Genomic DNA, 22,445 nt, shown 5'->3' with positions numbered 1-22,445 from the left:
AAAGAGGACTACAATTAATTGCGTTTTCATTACACTCTGTAGTCGGTTTTAACCGACTTTAGCTTTGAGGCAGGGGTTTCAACCCCTGCCGGACTGTCGGGCTGTCGGACTGTCGGGCTGTCGGACTCCCGGACTGCCGGACTGTCGGACTGTCGGACTGTATCAACAAACTGGATTTGAGAGCACATATTGTCTCACCACAGGACAAACGCTGAATAGCGTTTCATTCTCCTGTTCTTCTATTTCAACTAACGATCGCCTCCCCAAAGATTGCAGCCCGTTGAATAACTCGGAGGGCGGTAAATTGGCATCTTGTAGCAATTGCTCTATTGAAACTGAATTTGCTTCTCGGCTGAGGCGACAGATTAGTTTTTTTTCTAATTCTGACAAACGATTTATCTGTGGGTGCAATGTTGCTGCCAATTCTTCCCCTAAGAATAGCATATCATATTTCAAAAATTCTGCAACCCTACCTCGGAATATTTCTTGAATGGTGGTGGCGACTATTTTTAACCACAATGGATTGCCTCGGTAGGTGTTAATTAGGTTTTCCCATGTTTCGGGATTGAGTAAACTTTTTTGCTGGAAAATTTCGGCTGCTGCTGCTGCACCTATGCCTTTGACTTGTAAGCTGCGAACTGGTGATTTTTCTCCTTTTAACGCGGTAATTTCTCTGGGTGGTTCCCAACTATTGAGGATTAAACAACTGTTGTGGGTTGTTTCTCCGATTTGTCTGAAGAGGATGCTGTAATTTTCGCATTCGGGGCGGTAATTTCCTGCTAATTGTCCGCTGCTGAGAATCGTTTGCACGTCGTCGAGGATAATGAGACTGCGGTTTTTTCGCAGAAATTCCATTAACAGGGAAAGTCGATCGGGGATGCTGCTAGGGAGTTCGATTTCGGGTTTATTTAAAAGAAATTCTAGGAGATTTTTTAGGGTTGTTTCTAAGGGTGGGGAGTGGCGGAGACTTCGCCAGATGACGTATTCAAAGTTATGCTGAATTTTTTGGATGAGGTGGAGGGAAAGTGCGGTTTTGCCGATGCCGCTGAGTCCTGATATTGCTGCGAGGTTGCACTTTTCTTGGACGATCCATTTTTCCAGGGTGGCGAGTTCGGATGTGCGTGAAGCGAAGCTATCGCCATCAGGCGAATCGGACAATGATGAAATATGAGGTGCGTCTGCTAAGTCTAGTCTGGTTTGGGGTTGGGAGGTGTCTGAGGTGGGGGTTGAGGGCGATCGGGTTTTTGGAACTTCTGAAGATTGACTATCCTTACAGACATTGACATTACCAATAAAAAAATCGTTTCCCGAATTTGATGAAATGATGAATAATTGTCGTCTCTCAAGTGTCGAGCGTAAATTCGATGGAGTAATTTCTTCACCCAATACATTTGATAAACGCTTCCATAATTTTGAAGCTACATTCCTGACGTGACCTTCGCTACAATGCGATGCTTCTGCGATTTGAGAGTATTTTTGACCTTCCCATACACCACCCAGGATAGCTTCTTGCAGATCCTCCAAATGTTCTCCCGTCTTAGCGAAAACCAGGTCATCGGCAAATCTCAAGACTTCTTTAACGTCCATCGGTGACTTAAGTTTAGGGGTTTGGCTTATTATACCTGCTATTTTATGACATTTTATGACATGGATGGCAACATTTGACTTTTTTTGACAGTGAGCGTCAGGTAAAACAACTTACATTTTCTGACGTTGTATGACTGGACATCACTATAAATATAATGATATTATCCAAAGATAAGCGATATTTTTCCGCTAATGAACTATAGCACAACATTAGAGTATTAAGCTCATGGCTGACCAACCAAAAAGAGAACCTAAGCTAAAATGTCCCCTGTCGCAAGAACAAAAGGAGACAGTCAAAGAGGTTGCTGATGTCATTGATAAGCATAGAAAAATTGTGAGAAAGATTACTGGTAAAAGTTAATAAATTAACTGGCTTTCCATAATATAGCTGTAAGAGTCAAAAATATATTTTATTGCTTTTTTGCAACAAAATATAACAAAGAAATACTTCCATCAATAATTAATTATGAACGAAAAAGAAAATCCAAATGAAGTGGCTAGTGAAGTCGCCAGCAAAGTTAAATCCACTCTTAATGACGCTATTCAAGGATTAAAAATCTTTCTAATTAATCCTGTTGGCGGTCTTCCAGTTTTTTTTGAAGGGTTAGGCAAGGAACGTGCTTTAGGAGTTGGAATTGCTTTTGGAATAGCATATGTAGTTTGCTTTGTATTCGCGTGCCAAAAATTTTTAACACAATTTTCGAGCAATAGCTCATTATTTAATTTGATACTTGCCAGCGCTGCTAATTTTTTGAGTATAGCAGGGGCTAGTTTTTTGACGCGCAAACTATTTCGGGGATATGGTAGCTTTCAAGGGGATATATTCATTGCTGGTGTCGCTTTAGTTCCTGCGTCATTATTGCTATTAATCAGTAGTCTTTTAGGAATAACGAATGTGGAAATTATTGTTATAGTTATGGTTGTGGCTATAACCTACACAATTTTAATGATTTACACTGGCTGCCACAAGATTTCTGGAATTCCAGAAAATGCTGCTGCTTTTGCAGTTTCAGTCATGTTACTTTTGAGTGGCTGGTTATTTAAAATCTTGATTTTATCTAACATATTGAAAAGCTGAATAATGTAGGAACCAAGATGAGAAATGATTTGAGCTGGTTTGAAATAATCAGACTATTTTTTGAACTGCTTTTTCAGCTAGTTGACTAACAGTATTGATTTATCGTAAGTATTTGACCCTAAAAGGAAAGAAAGATGGATGCACTGGTAGCAGCAATCACACAAATTTTAGATTATATTCACACTCAAGGCCCAGACGCGATCGCGCAGCTAACTGGACTACTCGAAGCTCTCAAGGCTGGAGCTGATTATGTTAAGCCTCTATTTGCCTTGGTTGTTAGCCTACCCACTGTTATTGATATTCTTAGCAACTTGATAGCTTTAATCAGTTCAGGTGCGGGTGTTACTGAAATAGTGACGGCTATGGTATCGTTCGTAGGCTCACTGGGAGTGCCTATTGAGGCTGTCATCCAGATATTACAAATAATCGGCGCTTTCTTGCTGGCATTTTAAATATATCAAAAGCGATCGCCCTTCCTTAACTGAGGCGCGATCGCACTTTCCATTTATCCCCTCGATCGCAGTTCGTCAATTTCTGCTTTAGAATCTTCCTTAGTAAAAATTACATCCTCATAAATAGCATCAATACCTGTGCGAAAATCTACGCTAGCCAAGTGAATTTCGCTTCCTTGAGTATAAGAATACAAAACCCACAACCCTTCAGCATTGCGGCGAAAACACTCTACCCGTTCACGTTTTTGGCTAATCAACACATACTCTTCCAGCGTTTCTAATTCTTGATAGTCAGCAAACTTATCGCCCCGATCGAATCCTTCAGTTCCTTTTGACAAAACCTCGACAATTAAACAAGGATATCTTTTAAAAGATTGAGATGATTTGTCCCCTTCGTCGCACGTTACCATCACGTCAGGATAGTAGTAAATATTCTTCGATTCAATCCTGGCTTTCATGTCAGACATATAAACACGACAGCCACTACCCCGAACATGATTTCTCAAAAGTGCAAATAAGTTGCCGGCAAGTGTCACATGAGCATCGCTTGCACCAGCCATTGCATAGGTTTCGCCCTGAATATACTCATGTTTGACCTGGCTGAGTTCTTCTAACTTCAGATACTCTTCCGGTGAGATATAATTGTGCGTGCGATCGGCAATCATTGGCTTTCCCAAAATTCAGTTTTCGATGATTTCAGTTGAGGTATTTGTATTATAGCAGTTTTCACTCGGATGAAATACAGGACACAGCAGTAGGGACACGGCAATGCTGCCGACTATTGTCAGTGAATTTTCATCGGAATTTGTATAATTTATTAGTGCCAGAAGGGGGACGGGTTCCTGTAGGATAGGTGGCAACCTCCGACTCTTATAAATGAGGTTTCTCACCCGCATTTAATATTATATCATGTACGATCGAGCGATTAAAAGGGCGGGTTTTTGAGATTGTCAATTATTGGCAGATATTTTTCGTGAACCCGCCCCTACCGTATTAGGGGTAATCGACCGGAAATAATATTATTCCTAAAAAAACCCGGTTTCTTCAAGAAACCGGGTTTTTCACACTCAAACTGCGTGTTTTCGATACCACTCAATGGTATTTTTCAACCCATCCTTAAACTTCACCTCCGCAACAAAACCAAACCTTTCCTTAGCCCTTTGGGTATCCAAACAGCGGCGTGGCTGACCGTTCGGTTTGTCTGTTTCCCAAACAATTTCTCCCTCAAATCCCATCAATTCGCAAATTGTTTCCACTAAATCGCGAATTTTAACTTCGCTATTCGTTCCCAAATTAACCGGGTCAGATTCACTATAAGATTGAGCCGCCATCACAATTCCCCGCGCGGCATCTGTGGAATACAAAAACTCGCGGCTAGGGCTGCCGTCGCCCCAAACTGGCAGTGTTTTGTCTCCCCTTTCTTGCGCTTCGTAGACTTTGCGAATTAATGCGGGGATGACGTGGGAACTTTTTGGGTCAAAGTTATCTTCTGGGCCATACAAATTTACTGGTAGCAAGTAGATACCGTTGAATCCGTATTGCTGGCGGTAGGATTGCAGTTGCACTAATAAGGCTTTTTTGGCAATTCCGTAAGGTGCGTTAGTTACCTCTGGATAGCCGTTCCAGAGGTCATCTTCTTTGAAAGGAACTGGGGTCAAGTTGGGATAAGCGCAAATCGTGCCGACGCAGACAAATTTTTCGACTCCGGCTTCGTAGGCGGCGTGGATTAGTTGCGCGCCCATCATCAAATTGTCGTAAAATAATTCAGCGGGTTTGACTAGGTTTAAGCCGATGCCGCCGACGTGGGCGGCGAGGTGAATGATGATATCTTGTTGGTCGGCGGCGCGCTTGCAGTTTTCCATGACGCGGAGGTCGCAGTCGCGCGATCGAGTTACAGAAATTTTATCAGCATCGGCCCCTGCTTTTACTAGCTGGTCGATTACCTGACGGCCCAAGAAACCGGCGCCGCCCGTGACTAGAATGCGTTTGCTGCTTAAATCCAAGCTTGTCATAATTTTAGCCTCGGGATTTTGAATAAAGGTCGATCGACAATTTCAATTCTAAAATTGTTGCTTTAGCAAAAAAAGCTTTCAGCTACAGGATGAGGTTGCCCACAAATTTATTTTAGCTGCACCCGATAGGGACAATTTGCGCCGTGCACACCCGAAAGTTAGATATACGGGTCGCGACTCCTCAACTATCATTTTAATGTTTTTTTTAGCCCGCACAGCCTAAAATTTGGCGAGCAATTAAGCTGGTTCTTTGAATGCCGATCGCGGGCTAATAGCTTTAACAATCTTCTCATCAGTTGTGAACTTTGTGCAGGGGCAATCCTCCGGTGCGCGCCTTTAGCCAAAGGGGTAGACACGGGGGTTCTACCCCGACAAATTGTTCGCACTGAAGGCTTGATGTAGCAGCTTAATCAAATCCGTTGCCCGAACCTCGACCTTGCTCCTCTAAAGCTTTCATGTCAGCATCTACCATTAAATGCACTAACTCCTGAAAAGTTACAGAAGGTTCCCAATTTAATTGCTGGCGCGCCTTAGTCGAATCGCCAATCAACAGTTCGACTTCTGCCGGCCGCAAGTAGCGTTCGTCAAACTCCACATATTTTTGCCAATCTAAATTGACGTAAGTAAAAGCCAAATCGAGAAATTCTTTAATGGAATGGGTCTCGTTGGTAGCAATGACATAATCGTCAGGTTTGTCTTGTTGCAGCATCAGCCACATCGCCCGCACGTAGTCTTTAGCATAGCCCCAATCCCGCTTAGAATCGAGATTGCCCAAGTAAATCTTTTTCTGCTTGCCGGCGACTATTCTGGCCACGGCGCGAGTAATTTTGCGAGTTACAAAAGTTTCGCCACGGCGCGGAGATTCGTGATTGAACAAGATGCCGTTGCAGGCAAAAAGTCCGTAAGATTCGCGATAATTTATTGTTTGCCAGTGACCGTAAACTTTGGCGCAGGCGTAAGGACTTCTGGGATAAAAAGGAGTTGTTTCCTTCTGCGGAACTTCCTGCACCAAACCAAACATTTCCGAAGAACCTGCTTGATAGAACCGCACTTCTATGCCCGTGCGGTGCTGATAGTCCCGAATTGCTTCTAGCAGCCGCAATACTCCCATCCCTACTGTGTCAACCGTATATTCCGGCGAGTCAAAACTGACTCGAACGTGAGATTGAGCGCCTAAGTTATAAATTTCTACCGGCTGAACTTCTTCCAATATCCGGCGGAGAGTGGTGCCGTCCGTCAAGTCGCCGTAGTGTAGAAACAGGCGCGCACCCTCGCTGTGGGGATCGACATAGATGTGGTCAATTCGATCGGTATTGAAACTAGAACTGCGCCGGATAATGCCGTGAACTTCATATCCTTTCTCTAACAGTAATTCGCTCAAGTAGGAGCCGTCTTGACCTGTAATACCTGTTATTAGCGCTCGCTTACGTTGCGTCATCTGATTTTCCTTTGACAGGCTGTGTTAATTTACAATAAATTTTTTGGCAGAGGCTGTTGCTCCCTGCCGACCGTATTGTCAAACTGCTTTATAAAACTTACTCAAACTTAACTTTAGTTACCTAAAGCCAGTTGAAGTTTACTTCCTACGCTGTTGGGTAGTCGGCTATCCCAAGATAAGTAGGCTATCCCCCTTAAGCCAAAGGTTATAGAGTTAAGTTTAACACCTAAACCTAAAGTAGTCTATCTAGAATAACTGATATTTCTAGATGAATAAGAGGTAGGTTTATTTAAGTATTTGCCCCTTTAGTTAAGCTCACAATTCTGCGATCGGCATCTAGGAACTGTTTAGTTTTGACAAAGAGTTTGTCGCTGATTGTCAGTAGTCAGCATCAGTGGTCAGTAACAAATAAAACTAACTACCGATTGCTGACTGCGGACAAAAATTAATATGCGCCGTTATTTTTGGGAAAAATCACAACTCCAATTGTTTTGAAAACAATCCACATATCCATCCAAAGGTTTTTGTCATTTGCGTAATAGAGGTCGATTTGGACTCGGCGGGGATAGGGAATGTCGTTGCGACCGGACACTTGCCACAAGCCTGTAATTCCAGGTCTTATGGTGAGAATTTTGTTGATGTGATTGCCGTATCTCGGCAGTTCTTCTTCAACTAAAGGTCTGGGCCCGACGACGCTCATATCTCCTTTTAAAACATTCCAAAACTGGGGAAACTCGTCTAAACTGGTCATTCGTAAAAATCTTCCAATCCAGGTAATTCGAGGGTCTTGTTTCAGCTTGAAATTGTCCTCAAACTCTTGACGCAAATGCGGAGAATTTTCCATGATTTCCAGCAATATATCGTCCGCATTTTCCACCATCGTTCTGAATTTAAGGCAATAAAACCTTTTACGGTTTTTGCCTACTCGTTCCTGTACGTAAAAAATAGGACCGGGCGAGCTTAAGGCGATTAAGAAAGCCAAAAGCAGGTAAACCGGAGCAAACAGGATCAGAACCGATAAGGAAAACAGGATGTCAAATAACCGCTTGAAAAGTTCTCCGTCGAGGCTCTGTAGAGAACGACTTATGCGTCTATCTCCTTGCAGGACAGACCCAAAACCGCGTCTTGCGATCGCTCGAATTACCTTGCCGGAGATTAGTTGGCTGTCGGCAGTCATCTTACTCCTTCACTTCACACCACACACAGTCCTGATCATAAAGCCTCAAGACGCTTTGTTCTCTCAATTATGTTGCCAATACTCAATTTTCTGCCTTCAGAAGGCTTCAAAAGGCAGAAGGAAGAAGGAAGATGGCTTCAAAAGGCAGAAGGAAGAAGGCACAAGGCACTGATGCAGAGGTCTTCTGAAGGCACTTATACAAAGGCAGAAGGAAGATTGTCCCGCTATGGGGTTCTGGCACTCTCAAGCCCCAGACTCGGTAAAATCACGGGATTGAAATTCCTGATAGCAGCCTTCCACAAAAGCTAGATAGCGCTGCCCAAAGACATCGGGGGCAAAATGTTCAGCGCGCAACCTGCTGATTTCTGGCTCAAATTTGCCTTGCAACTGCTCAAATTCCTCGACAGCTTCGACTAATGATGCTGCGGTTTGGGAGGAAAAAAATAAACCAGTCCCTGTCTCTGGGTGTTGGCGAATGTCGAGCACTGTCTCCAAAGCGCCCCCTGCAGCATAGGAAATTACCGGTGTTCCGCAAGCTTGAGCCTCTACCAAAGCTATGCCAAAATCTTCGCAAGCTGCATAGACAAAGGCTTTCGCCTCTGCCATGTACTTTTCAACGATGGAGGCGGGCTGCCAGCCGAGCACTTGCACGTTGGGTTTGGCGATTTGCCGAATCATTTCTAATTCTGGCCCGGTGCCGATGACAATGAGAGTATGCCCGAGTTGATTGAATGCTTGGACGATCGCACTTACGTTTTTGTAACTTACCAACCGACAAACGGTGACGTAAAAGTCTTGTTTTTGCCGCATCAAGGAAAATCGCTCGATATTTACCGGGGGATAAATCACCTGGGCCCGCCGCCGATAGCATCGCCAAATTCGGCGCGCAGTGTGTTGAGAGTTAGCGATGAAATAATCAACGCGATTGGCGGAAATTACGTCCCACTGCCGCAGTCGATGCAACAAATATCGCGTCAGCAGCCCCTGGATACCCCGTCCGGCTTTGCTGCTACGCAAATAGTCAAAAGTTAAGTCCCAAGCGTAGCGCATGGGCGTGTGGCAGTAGCAGACGTGCATTTGCTGGGGACTGCTGAGGATGCCTTTGGCGACGGCATGGGATGAGGAGAGGATGATGTCGTATTCTCGCAGATCTAGTTGTTCGATCGCGATCGGCAGAAACGGCAAATATTTTTGGACGCCGCTGCGGGCATTGGGAAACTGCTGCAAAAAAGTTGTGCCAATCTGTCGCCCGAAAAGATAGCTTTCGGGATTGGCTGATTCAAAGTCGATGAGGGCATAGATATCTGCCTCGTCTACGTGTTTGAGGATTTCCTGTACTACGAGTTCTGAACCGCCAGTAGCTAAGGGCGTCAACCATTCGTGAACTAGGGCGTATTTGAGTTGTTTCACTTGTATTTGTAGCCGATCAAATGATTTGTTAGCGCCAGTGCTGTCAATATTAGTCTTACTGAGGGATCACTTACGCAATATCCCGCCATCAACCAGGTTTCTATGTACGTATCTTCCAACTGAGATGTTGCACCATTCTCAATTACTTGTTTAGGAACAGGCTTTTCGGCCTGTTCCACAAGAAAATTCACTCTTTGTGGAACAGGCAAGATGCCTGTTCTTGAGAATGGTGCAAGATGTGAGTCAAACCAAGGATTTTGGGAATAAACGGGGTTTTTGTGAAATCAGCCACAGCAAAACAGGACTCTCCGGCAGTGATTTCCCCGATTGTTGACAAGAAATACTATTAGGCAGAATATTGAAGGTGATTTGCTGGCGCCTAAATCTTCGGAACGGGCGATCGGCCGTAATGTGGTGTGAGGAAAAATGTCCAAATTTTTGTGGAAGGGACTTTTAATTAGTCCCGCTGTATTGGCAGCAAGTTTAGTCGTATCTTCGACGGCGCTAGCAGCAGAGAAACCTGTAGAAATTGCCACCACAGATCAAGCTCATCAATTGCCATTAGCAGGTGCTGCAACCGAGGCGGCAAAGTCTGAGACGGCAAAGCCTGAGACAGCCGAACCAGCGTCGCTAGCGAGCAAATCGACTGTTGAAACTATTGAGAAAGAAAGTGCGAACCTCTACGAGGGCTTCACTAACGATTTGATCGCCCCAGTTGTCGAACAAGCAAAAACACCGGAAGTTGCAGCAGATTTAGGCGAAACCAAACCCGCAGTCGCGCCCGCAAACTTAAGTTTTGAACAACCTGTCGCGGAGCAAATCCCCGCAGTCGCGCCCGCAAACTTAAGCGAAACGCAATCCGCCACTACACCGGCTAATTTAAGCGCCCAAGAGCAGATTTCCCAATCGACTGAGCCAAGTGCCCAACCTCAAGCACAGTCAAATGTTTTAGAACAAATCAACCAATACAGCGCCGAAGACAGTAGCAGCCAAGATGCGGCCGGCCAAGTAACCTCTGTTTCGCAACTTTCCGACGTTCGGCCAACCGATTGGGCATTCCAAGCTTTGCAATCCCTAGTAGAGCGCTACGGCTGTATAGCTGGCTATCCTGACGGCACTTTTCGCGGCAACCGGGCGATGACTCGCTACGAGTTTGCAGCAGGTTTAAATGCGTGTTTGGATAAAGTTAGCGAGCTGATTCAAGGCGGTTCCAGAAGTCTGGCGACGCGAGAAGATTTGGCTTCTGTGCAAAGGTTGCAAGAAGAATTTGCGGCGGAATTGGCAACTTTACGCGGCCGCGTCGATGCTTTGGAAGCGCGCGCCTCTGAATTAGAAGCAAATCAGTTTTCAACTACGACTAAACTCAACGGCGAAGTGATATTTGGTTTGGCCGGTATCGCCAGGGGAGATGATGCCGAGGGTCGCGAAGCCGATCGAACCACGGCTTTTGGTAGCAGGGTTCGTATCAATTTCGACACGAGTTTCTCAGGAGAAGATTTGCTGAGAACTCGATTACAAGTTTTAAATTTGGGTGCGTTTTCTACGGAAAATACGAAAACTGCTGAAGGGGAATTGCGGTTTAATGTCGGGCCTTTTGGCGAGGCTAACAATATAGTAGCTTTAGATGCGCTGCTTTACCAATTCCCTCTAGGCAAAAGCACGACTGTAATTCTCGAAGCTAATGCCGGCGCTGCTGATGATTTTGTTAACACTGTCAACCCTTACTTTGACGGAGACGGCAGCTACGGCGCTCTTTCTAACTTCGGTACTCGCAACCCAATTTACTATTTGCTTGGTGGTTCTGGCATCGCTCTGCGGCATCAGTTTGGGGAAAAATTAGAGGTTAGTTTGGGGTATTTGACCGGCGACCCCGCGAACCCGACGCGGGGTAACGGTTTGTTCAACGGTTCTTACGGCGGTTTGGCTCAGTTGACTTTCAAACCGAGCGACAGCATGGCTTTAGGTTTAACTTACGTTAATTCCTACAACTTAATTACCAATACCGGCAGCAATGCTTCTAATTTTCCGCAGCGTCTCGGTTCCTTCGGGTTCGACAGCGATAGCAATGTGCCAGTTTCTAGCAATTCCTACGGCGCGCAAGCTTCGTGGCAGTTGAACCGGAGATTTGCAATTGGCGGTTGGGCTGGTTACACTAATCAGCGCATTTTATCCAACTTGGGTACTCCTACGGGTTCTGTGCAGCGGGGCGATCAAAAAATTTGGAACTGGGCAGTTACTTTGGCTTTTCCTGATTTGTTGAAAGAAGGAAATGTGGCGGGGATTGTTGTAGGTATGGAGCCGCGGGTGACGAGTTCTACTAATCGGACTTTGCCGGAAGATAAGGATACTTCGCTGCACCTTGAAGGTTTCTATCAGTTTAAGTTGAGCGATAATATTTCTATCACTCCTGGTCTGATTTGGCTGACTGCTCCTGACCACAATAAGAATAATTCTGATTTGGTGATTGGGGTTGTCAGAACGACGTTTACTTTCTAGGAGCAGCCCACATCGATTTTAGATTTTAGATTTTAGATTTTAGATTGGCGGTTTTAATCTAAAATCTAAAATCGCAAATCTAAAATTGTCTGAGTTGGGGTTTAGGGTTTAAACAGAAACGACCAGCTTTAGCAAAAGCTGGTCTGCACAAATAGTTAAATCCGTTGTGTTCCCACAGTGTTGTTCTCACAGTGAGGAAACCCAAGTTGCACGTTTCTTTGCAAAGGGTTCTAACAGAAACATCATCTCTCTTAAGGGGTATTATAACAACAAAATTTAATTTTCTGTAATAAAACTTTACATTACAGGCGAATATAAATTCTGATATCGTTTCCGGTTGCATCGGAATGATTTAACCGCAGAGGGCGCAGAGAACGCAGAGGGAGAGAATACAGAGATGAATAATTCCGATGCTACCGGATTTGATATTAGGGGACGATCGCCCTTGGGGTCACTTTGTATAATTAAGCCTAGGTTCAACAACCCGGTTCCTGCGTAGGTTTATCGGTTCCAAACCGTTTATTTTGCCTAAAAACGAGGTTTCGATTGCCGATCGACCCTTCACACACTTTGTATAAATCAAGCCGGGGCTTGCTGCGGTCTACCCCAGACAATTCGCTCCTGCTTGTATACAACCATACCCGGTTTAGCACCTTTCGGCTTGTATACATATTTCGGTTCTGTATAAACTACGGGGACTTGTTCGCTGTGGCGCGCGCGACTGTAGTAAGCAGTCATGTCGGCGGCAAATTGCAAATCGGTTTCTTCAGCAACTGTACCGGGTTTGAGACGCAGCAAGGCGTGGCTTCCGGGAATCTCTAGGGTGTGGAACCATAAGTCGTAGTCGTTGGCGGTGCGAAAAGTGAGTTGGTCGTTTTGGCGGTTGTTGCGCCCGATTAATAATTCAAAGCCGCTGGGGGTTTGGTAGCGGTGAAATTCGATCGCAGCATTTTTGTCCGTACTGCGGTAATCTGGTACGTCTAGATATTTTTGCTGGATCAGTTCTTCGCGGATTTCGGCGAGGGTTTGCAAATCTTGGGTGTTGCGGTAGGTTTCCAATACCGAAAGTGCGGCTTCAACTTGTTCTAAATAGTCGATTTCTTCCTGTACGGCGGCTAACAAAGGTTCTACTGCAATGCGAGCTCTTTTAAGTTTTTGGTGTTTTTTGTAGAGGGCTTGAGCGTTTTGAACGGCGTTTTTTTCCGGGTTTAAGGAAATGATCACTGGTTTCTCGGTTTCAAAGTCGGGGAGAGAAATCGATTTCATTCCCGGTTCCCAATGCTGCAAATTGGCCATCAGCAAATCGGCTTGGGATTTGTGGGTGTCGGCGTCTGCTGATTGCTGTAAACGTTCTTTAAATGTGTTGGCTTTTAGGCGCAGTTTGGCTAGGACGTTGTTGAGTTTTTGGGTAAGCTGATGCCGCAGTTGCGCGAATACTTCTTGATTGATTTCGCCTGTGTAGTAGCTGTTAAGTAATTCTTGAACCGAAGAAGAATCAGAGGGCGGGCACGGGGGCACCGCCCCTACATTGTGATTTTCTGGTGTCGGCCAATCGATGACGGTGTAGCCTTCGGGGGTAAAACTTGGGTGAAATTTGGAGTTTTCTAGGCATTGCAGCCAGTATAGCCAGCGTTGGAATAGTTGCTGCCAGTCGTCGGGATTGAGGCTGTCGGTGGATTGTTCGGGGTCTAAAGAAGCCGATCGAATCATTGACAAAACTAAGGCTTTACTCATCCCTCGGTAATTCTTCAACAGATTGCCCTTTAATTGTCCGGGAACCAGGCTAATTCGTGATTGCCAGCGGTTTTGAGATTCGCTCAGACTCGGCACTGCATCGGTCAAAGACGGGGGCATTTCGTAGGGTTGCCCGGTTTGGATGGGACGGACGGTGGACTGTTTGGCGCTGACTTGGTGGGCGCAGGTGACAACGAGGTTATCTTGGGCGGTGAGGATGACGTTGCTGTATTTGCCCATGATTTCGGCGTACAGGTGCCAGAGGGCTGGTTCGCCGGGGCGTTTGGCGAATTGCAAGTCGATGACTCTTTCCCAGGAGGAAACAGGGGCGATGGAAACTAAGGCTAAACCGCTGAGTTGGTGCCGCAGTTGTTCGCTGAAGGTGAAGGTATCGGGAATGCGGGGCGGGGGGTCGCCGACGCAGATGCGGGCGGCCACAGGATGCCAGGAAAGGTCAATCCAGCCGCGCCCTTTCATGGTGCGGAGGGCTAGGGACACGGTAAATCGATCGCGCTGGTAGACTTGTTCTAAGCGCGCTGGCAGCCATTGGGCTCGCAGTTCGCTGCAAGCTGCGGTTAAAGTTGTAAAGTCTACGGGTTGCACGGTGGCCTCTTTGCGATCGAACTATCTATTTCTATGCTGACAGATATCGGTCACATTTTACTAACTAAATCAAATTATTGTTTACTCTTGGGTTCGCATCCTTCGCTATGAAAGCCCTTCAATAATTACGTTAACAAATAATATCAAATCCCGTAGCATCGTCCTGTATTCATCTCTATATTCTCTCCCTCTGCGTTCTCTGCGCCCTCTGTGGTTAAATCATTCCGATGCAACCGGAAACGATATAACTAATAACTAATAGACATCTCCTAAAAAGCAGGTTTTGAACAGGCACAGTGCCTGTTCCACAATAATTATGGGAGATGTTTAATAAACTGTTGTGCATCTAATTTGACAGTAAATTTTTCTACAATTCCTGTGGGACGGGCATCCTGCCCGTCTCTGTATTCAATTTAGATGCGTAGCAGCTTAACAACTAATTAATAACTTCCCGAATCAATTCTAAATGTTTGTCCAAAGGTGCGATCGTATTGGCGGCGATCGCACCGCTAGCAGCAACAGCCGGCAAACCAATTCCCGGAAACGTCGAATCTCCGCAGCAAAACAACCCCGGTAAAGGCGTTCTCGGCCCGGGAAACAAGCCACTACCCGCCCGAATTCCGGGTCCGTAGGAACCGCGATGGCGGCGCAAAAACCGTTCGTGGGTTAGGGGTGTGCCAACTAAGGTGACTTCGCAGCGCGATCGAATATTGGGGATAATTCTCTCTAAGGCTTCCCACATTACCTCGGCGCGCGCTTGTTTTTGCAGCTTGTACTCTTCGCTGGTTCTATCGAGCTTTTGCCACAAATCGTAAGGCTCGTTTCCGGGGGTATATGCGTGAATGACGTGCTTTCCCGGAGGCGCGAGGTGGGGGTCGAGGAGGGAGGGAATCGAGACGAGAACGACGTTCTGAGGAGCCGCAACGCCCATTTCCCAGTCTTTGACGAAGATGTAGTGACAAGCCAAGTCCGATCGCACTCCGGCAGCATCAATTCCCAGATGCAGGTGCATGAAGCTGTCGCACTCTGGCGTCGCCTGCCTCTGTTGCCGAAACCTTTGCGGGACAGAGGTTTCAGGCAACAGTTTCAGGGTATCCCAAACGGAAGCGTTGGAGACGACGGCTTTGTGCGATCGAATTATTTTGCCCGATCGCAGCCGCACGCCCGCAGCCCGGTTGTTTTCCACCAAAACTTCTGCAACGTGGGAATTTAGCAGCAACTGCCCTCCGTGGCGCTCTAAACCGCGTACCAGGGCATTTACCAAAGCTGCACTACCGCCGATCGGATAGTCCAAAACTGCATTGGGGCGATACCAGTCGGCGAACATGAAAGCGACTTCGGCTGCGATCGTTCCGTCGGCGGGAAGTCCAGACAGCAGGAAACACAACAAATTCAGCCAATTTCTGACAAAGGGATCTTTGACATTTTTGTCCATAATTTTGCTGAAAGGGCCTGCAAGTGCGATCGCGTCGCCAGCACTTTGCAGGAAAGCCGGCGCAAATTGGCCGAGGGTAAAAACAGCGCCTAAATCGAAGCGCAAAGCCAGGGAGGGCAAGGCTGTGGCAGCTTTGGCGTAGGGTTCCATGATGCGCTGGAGTTGCCGCCATTCGGCGACTGCTTCGGCGCCGCGCAGTTGTGCGAGCACTTCGCCAAATTGACTCGCGCCTACGGATGTGTCGAAATCGCCTTCTGGCAAACAGCAACCCCAGGTATCGTAGGTGATGCAGGGGAGTTTTTCGCCGATCGCATCCAAAACTTGCCGCAGCGGATTGGCAGACGGGCTGTAGGATAATCCTGAGTACAGGGAGGGCCCGGAGTCGAAGCGAAATCCGTCGCGTTCAAAACCGTGGGCGGCCCCGCCCGCGATCGAATGGCTTTCGCAAACGACAACATCAAAGCCATAGCGGGCAAGCATTGCAGCGCAAGTCAAGCCGCCGATTCCGCTGCCGATGACGATGATTTCTGTGTCTGTGGGGGCGATCGCAACCATGTTTTTCTCCGCTACTTCAGCTAATATTATCTCTGTTACCAACAATAAAACTGGTTTGTATATTAAATGGAAAACATATCAATTCTAGAACAAGCCGCTAAATCTAATTCTAAACCATCTCCCGACGCCGTAGTCGCCGCCCTCCTAGAAGCTGAGAAAAACGCGAAAAAAAATAAAATTCGCTATTCTTTCGAGCAATTAATCGGCAACTGGCAACTCTGCTTTATCACCGGCACGAAAAAGACTCGACAAAAAGCGGGGATTGTGTTGGGTGCCGGACGTTACATCCCTGAGTGGATTGCGAAAATTCAAATTGCTTATTCGGCCCAAGCTGTGGCTGAAGGGGAAGCGCCTAGCGAAACCGGCAGGGTGGAGAATTCGGTGCAAGTTGGGGCGATCAAACTAACTCTTTCGGGGCCGACTAAGTTTTTGGTTAATAAAAATATTTTAGCTTTTGATTTTACCAGAATTACCGTGAAATTGTTGGGTAAAACTGTGTATCAAGGATTTATTCGCGGTGGTGAATCGCGGGAGGCGGAATTTTTTAGTTTGAGTGTGGGGAAGCAGGCATTTTTTGCATATTTTCTGGTAGAAGATGGGATAATTGCGGCTAGGGGAAGGGGCGGCGGCTTGGCTTTGTGGGGGCTTGTAGGGGCGGGTTCACCAACAATTTATAATTCCAACCAACAATCTACATAAACCCGCCCCACCCAACGACAGAATGCGATCGCGTGCAATTCAACGAATATTATCAGGTGCGCCGCTATGAAATTGTCCATTTCTCATTTGGGATTTTTAATAGCGAAACACCCTAAAGCTACTGTAAACTATCAATTGTCAGCTTCTATAACTACCGCGCATCCCCAATTAAAATAAACGGCGACCAATAAAACGGATGCCGCTCAATTTGACTCAACTTAGCTTGCCGCAAAGCATCATTTTTACTCATCCCTTTATTGATATTTTGATAAAATTCAACCATCAAATCTTTAGTAGCGGAATCATCAACACTCCACAAACTCGCCATCACAGCTTGCGCGCCGGCACGCTCAAATATATAGGCCATTCCCGATATTTCTTCACCGTTGGAATTCGCTTGTATGGCAGTTTCACAAGCACTTAAAGTGATGAGTCTGGTGTTTTGCAATCCTAATAAGGCGGCATCGCGAATATTGAATTGACTGTCAGCAAACAGCAATGTATTTTCCTCCATGCCCAAATTTTGACAGCCTCCCGGTTGGAAACAGCCGTGAGTTGCGAGGTGTAAAAAGGGAAAGCGGGGCGCTTGAGTTTTGAATCGATCGAGGGTGGCGTCATTGCCGATATAAGCTGAACTTCCTGACAATAATTGAGCGATATTTCTGACTTCTGCTTCGGAACCGGGTAAATTTTGGGGTGGACGAGGGACGGGATTTCCTAATGCTAAGACTCCACCTTTTGAAGTTGAATCGGGAATTGTTCTGGTGGAAATGCGGGTGAGATAGTTGACGGGATATTTCTGGATGAGGAATTCATTTGTTTGTTTGTCATACAGGGTTTCAAAGGGGATGTAGCGTAGTTTTTCCGTGGCGATGATGCTCAATTGTTTGGGGGAAATAGCTTTAATTTGGTCTTCGATCGGACGAATCAGGATTTCGTAAAGTTTGCTGCCTGTTACGGTGAAGTTTGTTTCGCCAATATCTTGCACTTCTTTGCGGTATTGAGTGAGGAGATTGTCGAATTCTTCGGGAGCGATCGGAACTTTTTTAACACTTAAACTGTCTTTTGTCAAGACAAATAGGGCGACGGTATTGGGGACACCTGAGATATTTGTCAGCAAGACGGGTTGAATGACAGCGGTATCTGGCGCGATATTTGCTTTCAGTTGGGCGATGTCTTTGGGTGTGGTTTCAAATAGTTCGGCGACTTCTGGGAAACTGCGGGAAATTTGTTCTGCTTGGCGGTTGACTTCTGTTTCTAATTCTCGCATTTGTCGGGAGAGATTTTCGGAGAAATTGTCTTCGAGTTGGCGGCGAAGCGTTTGGAGTTGTTGATTTTTTTGATTCCACTCGTCAATGGCTTTTTGTGCTTCGGGGTTGGCAACTTTGGCGTCAATTAAGCGGGTGTAGTCGGCGAGATCGGCTGTGGTGGCGATGTTGATCCATTGAAAAGCGCGATCGGGTTGGTTTTGATCGATGAGGATGTCAACAAGTGCAACGGCGCTTCCTCTTTCACCTTCTAAAAACTTTTGGCGGTTTTCTCGCTGTAAACCCTTTCGTATTTTTAAGGTAATTTGGACAGATTGCTGAAAATTTTCGATCGCTTGAGTTGGTTGCATCGTATCTTGATAAACTGCACCAATATTACTCAAAATAGTAGCTTCCATCATTCGATCGCCCACTTCCCGTTTAATTAGTAAAGCTTGGTTATAGTATTTTAATGCTTCTTCTGGTTGTCCAATACTGTGGTACACTCCACCAATATTATTCAATGTAGTAGCTTCCCCCGCACGATCGTCCACTTCCCGTTTAATTGGTAAAGCTTGGTTATAGTATTTCAATGCTGATTGCGGTTGTCCAATTCTGAGGTACACTCTACCTATATTATTCAATGTAGTAGATTCCCCATTGCGATCGCCAACTTGCAGCAGAATTGGTACGGCTTGGTTATAGTATTTTAACGCTTCCTGTGGTTGTCCAATGTTGGCGTATACTGCACCAATATTATTCAATGTAGTAGCTTCCCCCGCACGATCGTTCACTTCCCGTTTAATTGGTAAAGCTTGGTTATAGTATTTCAATGCTGATTGCGGTTGTCCAATGCTGAGGTACACTCCACCTATATTATTCAATGTAGTAGCTTCTATCATCCGATCGCCCACTTCCTGCAGAATTGGTAAAGCTTGGTTATAGTATTTCAATGCTGATTGCGGTTGTCCAATGTTGGCGTACACTCCACCTATATTATTCAAAGTACGAGCTTCTATCATCCGATCGCCCACAGCCTGCAAAATTGGTAAAGCTTGGTTATAGTATTTTAATGCTTCTTCTGGTTGTCCAATGCTGAGGTACACTCCACCTATATTATTCAAAGTACGAGCTTCCCCATTGCGATCGCCCACCTCCTGCCAAATAGGTAAAGATCGGTTATAGTATTTTAATGCTGATTGCGGTTCTCCAATGGTGCTGTATACTCCACCAATATTAGTCAAAGTAGTAGCTTCCCCCTTGCGATCGCCCACTGACTGCCTAATTGGTAAAATTTGGTTATAGTATTTTAATGCTGATTGCGGCTGTCCAATACTGTGGTACACTAAACCCATATTATTCAAAGTAGTAGCTTCCCCCGCGCGATCGCCCATTTTCCGCCAGATTGGTAAAGCTTGGTTATAGTATTTCAATGCTTCTTGCGGTTGTCCAATACTGTGGTATGTTCCACCAATATTACTCAAAGTAACAGCTTCGCCGTTGCGATCGCCCACTTGCCGCCAGATTGGTAAAGCTTGGTTAAAATATTTCAACGCTGATTGCGGTTGCGAGATCGTTTCGTACACTGTACCAATATTAGTCAAAGTACGAGCTTCAATCGCCCGATAGTTTACTGCCCACAAAATTGCGAAAGCTTGCTTCAAGTATTTCAATGCTTCTTGCGGTTGTCCAATGCTTTTGTAAATTTCACCAATATTATTCAAAGTAATAGCTTCCGAGTTGAGGTCGCCTACTTCCCACCAAATTGATAAAGCTTGTTTGTAGTATTTCAATGCTTCTTGCACTTGTCCTATACTGTCGTAGATTGCACCAATATTATTGAGTGCTAGAGCTTCATGTTGTCTATTTTTAAATTGTCGTGCAATGGCTAAAACCTGCTGCCATGTTTCTATTGCCTGTCGCGGTTGCTGTTGCTTTGCTTGCTCTATGAGTTGCTTTAATTTTTCAACCTCTGCATTTTGACTTTGCGCCCAACTCGGTTGCACCATCACCGGCAGAGTCAGAGGAGTCATACACACACCCAAAACCAAAACACTGCTAATAATTCGTTTCATTCTTTTCATGATTCACCACTGACGATTAATAGAATACGCATCTGAATTTGGACTTAGGCGTATTATACTTTTACTTGCTGTTTTTGAATGCTTCGATCCGAGCAAAATAATTATAATTAAATAACTAAGTCGCTGTTATGTCAATTCATATTATTCAGAAGCTGTATTCATAAAAGTCATGATTTAAAGCTATGAGGTTCATCAGTCTGAAGTTATTTTTCAATTTTCGCAATAATTTCATCTATTTCAGCAAAGACTTTAGTCAATTCTTTAGCTTTTTCAAGCGTTCGACCAACGGTGATGGCAAGAATTCCAACGGTTCGTCAAAATCATCAGAAATTGTAATTAGTCCTTTGTCGCTGCCAAATCTGCTGTATTTAGGTGAGTATTATTCAATTTTATAGACAGTTTTTTGTTCTATTCCTGGTTTGATATCTTTGATTTTACTTTGTTTAGATTGCATTCTTTGTCTGAGATAAATTGCCGATATTAGGTCAGACCAAGTAAAATTTTCAGGCAGTCGATCGATTAAGTTGCGGACTTCTTATTGAAGATTGATGGTTTCCATCGGTTTTAGTAAAGAGAGTTTGCTTTTTAATTGTAGTAGAAGCGAACTAGGAGCGATCGGGCTTTTTGCAAAAGTCTGGCTCCTCCCGCAGTCTGGCAGGGAATTAATTCCCTGCCTCATAGCGAAACTCCTCGCTTCCGAGGACTGCAAGATCGATCGAGAATGATGCAAGGTATGAATTGAAACAGACAGAAATTACGCGCTCCCACCAAAGAAACCGGGTTTTTATCGAATCTGCCGACTGCAACGAATATGGTCGTAAAAAACCCGGTTTCTAGCCCCCCGCGCACAAATCTTAACTCTCCTCTTCAGTCCTCGGAAGCGAGGACTTTCGCTATGAGGCGGGGGTTTTTAACCCCCGACGGACTTAATGCGGAGTCGCTACAATTGTCACCGTCATTTTTGTTGATTAGAGTTCTCCAGAAAAGCCAGTCTTGAACAGGCTTTCCGGCCTGTTCCACAATAATTATTGGAGAGGTATATTGATTAGGTGCGATCGCACATAACAACTTCAAACACACCCCCTGGAATAAACCGACACAAAGCCCTCCGCCGATCGTCCGCATCTTGGCGGTTGACAAAACGCGCAATTGTATAGTGCTCAGCATTCGGTAAAATGCGGACGATCGCCCAAGAATTGCGATCGCCCCCCTTTGACTTTTCAGGTGTTTTCCCTCGCGAATTAGAGTTGAGTTCGATCGCGGGGCGATCGGCGATCGTCGGAGAATTTGCTTTTCTCAGAGTGTTGAGGTAGCGGGCGATCGTACTACCTTTGAGATTCGCCCCGACGCGCAGAATCAGAAACACCGCAAAGCTTTCGATCTCTGGCCCAGTCATGCGCGCGCGATCGGCATCAAAATCCTCATCAGAGTAGCTGCGGATACCCGACAGCAGTTGCGTGATGCCAAAATCATTCAAAGCTTGTTGATAGCCGCGGTTATATTCGCTGCCGTCGCTCACAGGCTTTACCATAGTAATTGTCTCCTTTTATGTGGATTGTCTCCTTGTATTTGGGGAACCCTAAGCCAGCGCGAGCCCTCGGAAAGTTCGGCGCTGGCTTTTGACTTTTTGACTATAGCACAGATATAGCATACATATATGCTTTAAATGAGCCATTATCGACAGGATGGTCTAGATAAAGCACAATGACGATCGGCTTAAACTAAAAAATAATGAATCCTTTATGACCAAACGCTTAGCGACCTATTTAGCCGATGGAATCTATGAAATCCTTGAAGAGTGGGCAAGTCAAGAACGCCGTTCAGTCAGCAGCTTGTCAGCATTCATTTTGGAGCAAGCAGCCAGAGAACGCCAAAAGGAAATGAAACAACAGCCCCAGCCATCGGATGACAAGCAGGAGAAGAGTTGAGTGCAGTTGGGGCGTGCAATAGCAGCATAGTGCTGTGCAAAAGCAGCATTATGCTGCATATTCGACAAAATTGTCTAAAATACTCGACAATGGCGATCGGTTTACATAAGAAACAATTAACCTCTAATGTCTAAACGCATATCAACCTCGATAGGAGAAGGAATCTATGACCTACTTCAAGAGTGGGCAAATGAGGAACGCCGTTCAATCAGTGGCTTGTCAGCATTCATTTTGGAACAAGCGGTGAGAGAACGCCAAAAACACATGCAAAAACAGTCCCCACCATCCGATGAGAAACAAGATAAAAGTTGAGGGTAGTTTGTGCGATCGATCTTTTACTCCCTTCCCCGTAAAAGATTATCTACTTCTTCCTGATTCTTCCTGATTCTTCCTTCGCGTCTTCGCGGTTCAATAATACTCAATGAAATTTATTAGAATTGATTTAGGTTGGAGTTCAGGAGCTAGCGGTTTGTGCTGTTTGAATTGGTAAAATAACCAATTATAATTAAT

The 22,445-nt window shown here is 45.5% G+C and carries 16 protein-coding genes; 6 read left to right on the top strand and 10 right to left on the bottom strand.

The genetic code is table 11. The features are described from left to right. Positions 1-162 precede the first annotated feature (162 nt). Positions 163-1,587 (bottom strand): NB-ARC domain-containing protein, encoded by a 1,425-nt coding sequence (locus QT973_RS08255; protein WP_333391149.1) that lies wholly within the window; start codon positions 1,585-1,587, stop codon positions 163-165. A gap of 466 nt (positions 1,588-2,053) precedes the next feature. On the opposite strand from QT973_RS08255, the gene QT973_RS08250 reads away from it, so the two are divergent. Together QT973_RS08250 and QT973_RS08245 are read left to right on the top strand one after the other, a co-directional pair. After that, positions 2,054-2,665, top strand: coding sequence for a hypothetical protein (locus tag QT973_RS08250; RefSeq protein WP_333054670.1), 612 nt, complete (start codon positions 2,054-2,056; stop codon positions 2,663-2,665). A 134-nt stretch (positions 2,666-2,799) separates the two neighbouring features. After that, a complete protein-coding gene (locus QT973_RS08245; protein ID WP_333391145.1) occupies positions 2,800-3,117 on the top strand; it encodes a hypothetical protein in 318 nt (105 codons plus the stop codon). 53 nt (positions 3,118-3,170) lie between these two features. On the opposite strand, the gene QT973_RS08240 is transcribed toward QT973_RS08245, so the two are convergent. From QT973_RS08240 to QT973_RS08220, 5 genes are all read right to left on the bottom strand, one after another. Then, positions 3,171-3,782, bottom strand: coding sequence for a Uma2 family endonuclease (locus QT973_RS08240; RefSeq protein ID WP_333391182.1), 612 nt, complete (start codon positions 3,780-3,782; stop codon positions 3,171-3,173). Positions 3,783-4,184: 402 nt separating this feature from the next. Next, on the bottom strand, positions 4,185-5,129 hold the full coding sequence (locus tag QT973_RS08235; RefSeq protein WP_333391143.1) for a GDP-L-fucose synthase: 945 nt from the start codon (positions 5,127-5,129) through the stop codon (positions 4,185-4,187). A gap of 406 nt (positions 5,130-5,535) precedes the next feature. Next, positions 5,536-6,567, bottom strand: a complete 1,032-nt coding sequence (gene gmd, locus QT973_RS08230) for a GDP-mannose 4,6-dehydratase (protein WP_333054667.1) — start codon at positions 6,565-6,567, stop codon at positions 5,536-5,538. A 445-nt stretch (positions 6,568-7,012) separates the two neighbouring features. Further along, entirely contained in the window at positions 7,013-7,744 is a 732-nt protein-coding gene (locus tag QT973_RS08225) for a sugar transferase (protein ID WP_333054666.1), read from the bottom strand. Between the two features lie 243 nt (positions 7,745-7,987). Beyond that, positions 7,988-9,154 carry a glycosyltransferase gene (locus QT973_RS08220; RefSeq protein WP_333054665.1) on the bottom strand — a complete coding sequence of 389 codons (1,167 nt, stop codon included), beginning with the start codon at positions 9,152-9,154 and terminating at the stop codon, positions 7,988-7,990. Between the two features lie 426 nt (positions 9,155-9,580). Here QT973_RS08220 and QT973_RS08215 point away from each other — a divergent pair, with 426 nt between their 5' ends. Then, on the top strand, positions 9,581-11,650 hold the full coding sequence (locus QT973_RS08215; protein ID WP_333232437.1) for an iron uptake porin: 2,070 nt from the start codon (positions 9,581-9,583) through the stop codon (positions 11,648-11,650). 579 nt (positions 11,651-12,229) lie between these two features. Here QT973_RS08215 and QT973_RS08210 read toward each other — a convergent pair. Both QT973_RS08210 and QT973_RS08205 read right to left on the bottom strand, forming a co-directional pair. Beyond that, a complete protein-coding gene (locus QT973_RS08210) occupies positions 12,230-13,987 on the bottom strand; it encodes an NFACT RNA binding domain-containing protein (protein ID WP_333054662.1) in 1,758 nt (585 codons plus the stop codon). A 436-nt stretch (positions 13,988-14,423) separates the two neighbouring features. Continuing rightward, positions 14,424-15,977 (bottom strand): NAD(P)/FAD-dependent oxidoreductase, encoded by a 1,554-nt coding sequence (locus QT973_RS08205; RefSeq protein WP_333054688.1) that lies wholly within the window; start codon positions 15,975-15,977, stop codon positions 14,424-14,426. 66 nt (positions 15,978-16,043) lie between these two features. Here QT973_RS08205 and QT973_RS08200 point away from each other — a divergent pair, with 66 nt between their 5' ends. Next, complete coding sequence (locus QT973_RS08200) at positions 16,044-16,676, top strand: hypothetical protein (RefSeq protein WP_333391140.1); 633 nt, start codon at positions 16,044-16,046, stop codon at positions 16,674-16,676. A 151-nt stretch (positions 16,677-16,827) separates the two neighbouring features. Here QT973_RS08200 and QT973_RS08195 read toward each other — a convergent pair whose 3' ends face one another. Further along, entirely contained in the window at positions 16,828-19,998 is a 3,171-nt protein-coding gene (locus QT973_RS08195; protein ID WP_333391138.1) for a tetratricopeptide repeat protein, read from the bottom strand. A gap of 1,054 nt (positions 19,999-21,052) precedes the next feature. Continuing rightward, the gene (locus QT973_RS08190) at positions 21,053-21,538 is read right to left on the bottom strand and encodes a hypothetical protein (RefSeq protein ID WP_333262204.1); all 486 of its coding nucleotides are present in this window, start codon (positions 21,536-21,538) and stop codon (positions 21,053-21,055) included. A gap of 211 nt (positions 21,539-21,749) precedes the next feature. Between QT973_RS08190 and QT973_RS08185 the strand changes: the two genes are divergently transcribed. Together QT973_RS08185 and QT973_RS27015 are read left to right on the top strand one after the other, a co-directional pair. Beyond that, entirely contained in the window at positions 21,750-21,935 is a 186-nt protein-coding gene (locus QT973_RS08185; RefSeq protein WP_333054658.1) for a ribbon-helix-helix domain-containing protein, read from the top strand. Positions 21,936-22,061: 126 nt separating this feature from the next. Next, entirely contained in the window at positions 22,062-22,247 is a 186-nt protein-coding gene (locus QT973_RS27015) for a ribbon-helix-helix domain-containing protein (RefSeq protein ID WP_333054657.1), read from the top strand. Positions 22,248-22,445 lie beyond the last annotated feature (198 nt).

Source organism: Microcoleus sp. Z1_A1 (assembly GCF_036700305.1).
In the GTDB taxonomy this organism is placed as follows: domain Bacteria; phylum Cyanobacteriota; class Cyanobacteriia; order Cyanobacteriales; family Microcoleaceae; genus Microcoleus.
The sequence above is the reverse complement of the archived record's forward strand: the minus strand, read 5'-3'. Positions and strand labels throughout refer to the sequence as shown.

Excerpts from the sequence above, each read along its gene's own strand:
- QT973_RS08235 (WP_333391143.1), bottom strand. The coding sequence starts at position 5,129 with ATGACAAGCTTGGATTTAAGCAGCAAACGCATTCTAGTCACGGGCGGC.
- QT973_RS08225 (WP_333054666.1), bottom strand. The coding sequence starts at position 7,744 with ATGACTGCCGACAGCCAACTAATCTCCGGCAAGGTAATTCGAGCGATC.
- QT973_RS08195 (WP_333391138.1), bottom strand. The coding sequence starts at position 19,998 with ATGAAACGAATTATTAGCAGTGTTTTGGTTTTGGGTGTGTGTATGACT.
- QT973_RS08190 (WP_333262204.1), bottom strand. The coding sequence starts at position 21,538 with ATGGTAAAGCCTGTGAGCGACGGCAGCGAATATAACCGCGGCTATCAA.
- QT973_RS08185 (WP_333054658.1), top strand. The coding sequence starts at position 21,750 with ATGACCAAACGCTTAGCGACCTATTTAGCCGATGGAATCTATGAAATC.
- QT973_RS08205 (WP_333054688.1), bottom strand. The coding sequence starts at position 15,977 with ATGGTTGCGATCGCCCCCACAGACACAGAAATCATCGTCATCGGCAGC.
- gmd (WP_333054667.1), bottom strand. The coding sequence starts at position 6,567 with ATGACGCAACGTAAGCGAGCGCTAATAACAGGTATTACAGGTCAAGAC.
- QT973_RS08200 (WP_333391140.1), top strand. The coding sequence starts at position 16,044 with ATGGAAAACATATCAATTCTAGAACAAGCCGCTAAATCTAATTCTAAA.
- QT973_RS08245 (WP_333391145.1), top strand. The coding sequence starts at position 2,800 with ATGGATGCACTGGTAGCAGCAATCACACAAATTTTAGATTATATTCAC.
- QT973_RS08240 (WP_333391182.1), bottom strand. The coding sequence starts at position 3,782 with ATGATTGCCGATCGCACGCACAATTATATCTCACCGGAAGAGTATCTG.
- QT973_RS08255 (WP_333391149.1), bottom strand. The coding sequence starts at position 1,587 with ATGGACGTTAAAGAAGTCTTGAGATTTGCCGATGACCTGGTTTTCGCT.
- QT973_RS08250 (WP_333054670.1), top strand. The coding sequence starts at position 2,054 with ATGAACGAAAAAGAAAATCCAAATGAAGTGGCTAGTGAAGTCGCCAGC.
- QT973_RS08215 (WP_333232437.1), top strand. The coding sequence starts at position 9,581 with ATGTCCAAATTTTTGTGGAAGGGACTTTTAATTAGTCCCGCTGTATTG.
- QT973_RS27015 (WP_333054657.1), top strand. The coding sequence starts at position 22,062 with ATGTCTAAACGCATATCAACCTCGATAGGAGAAGGAATCTATGACCTA.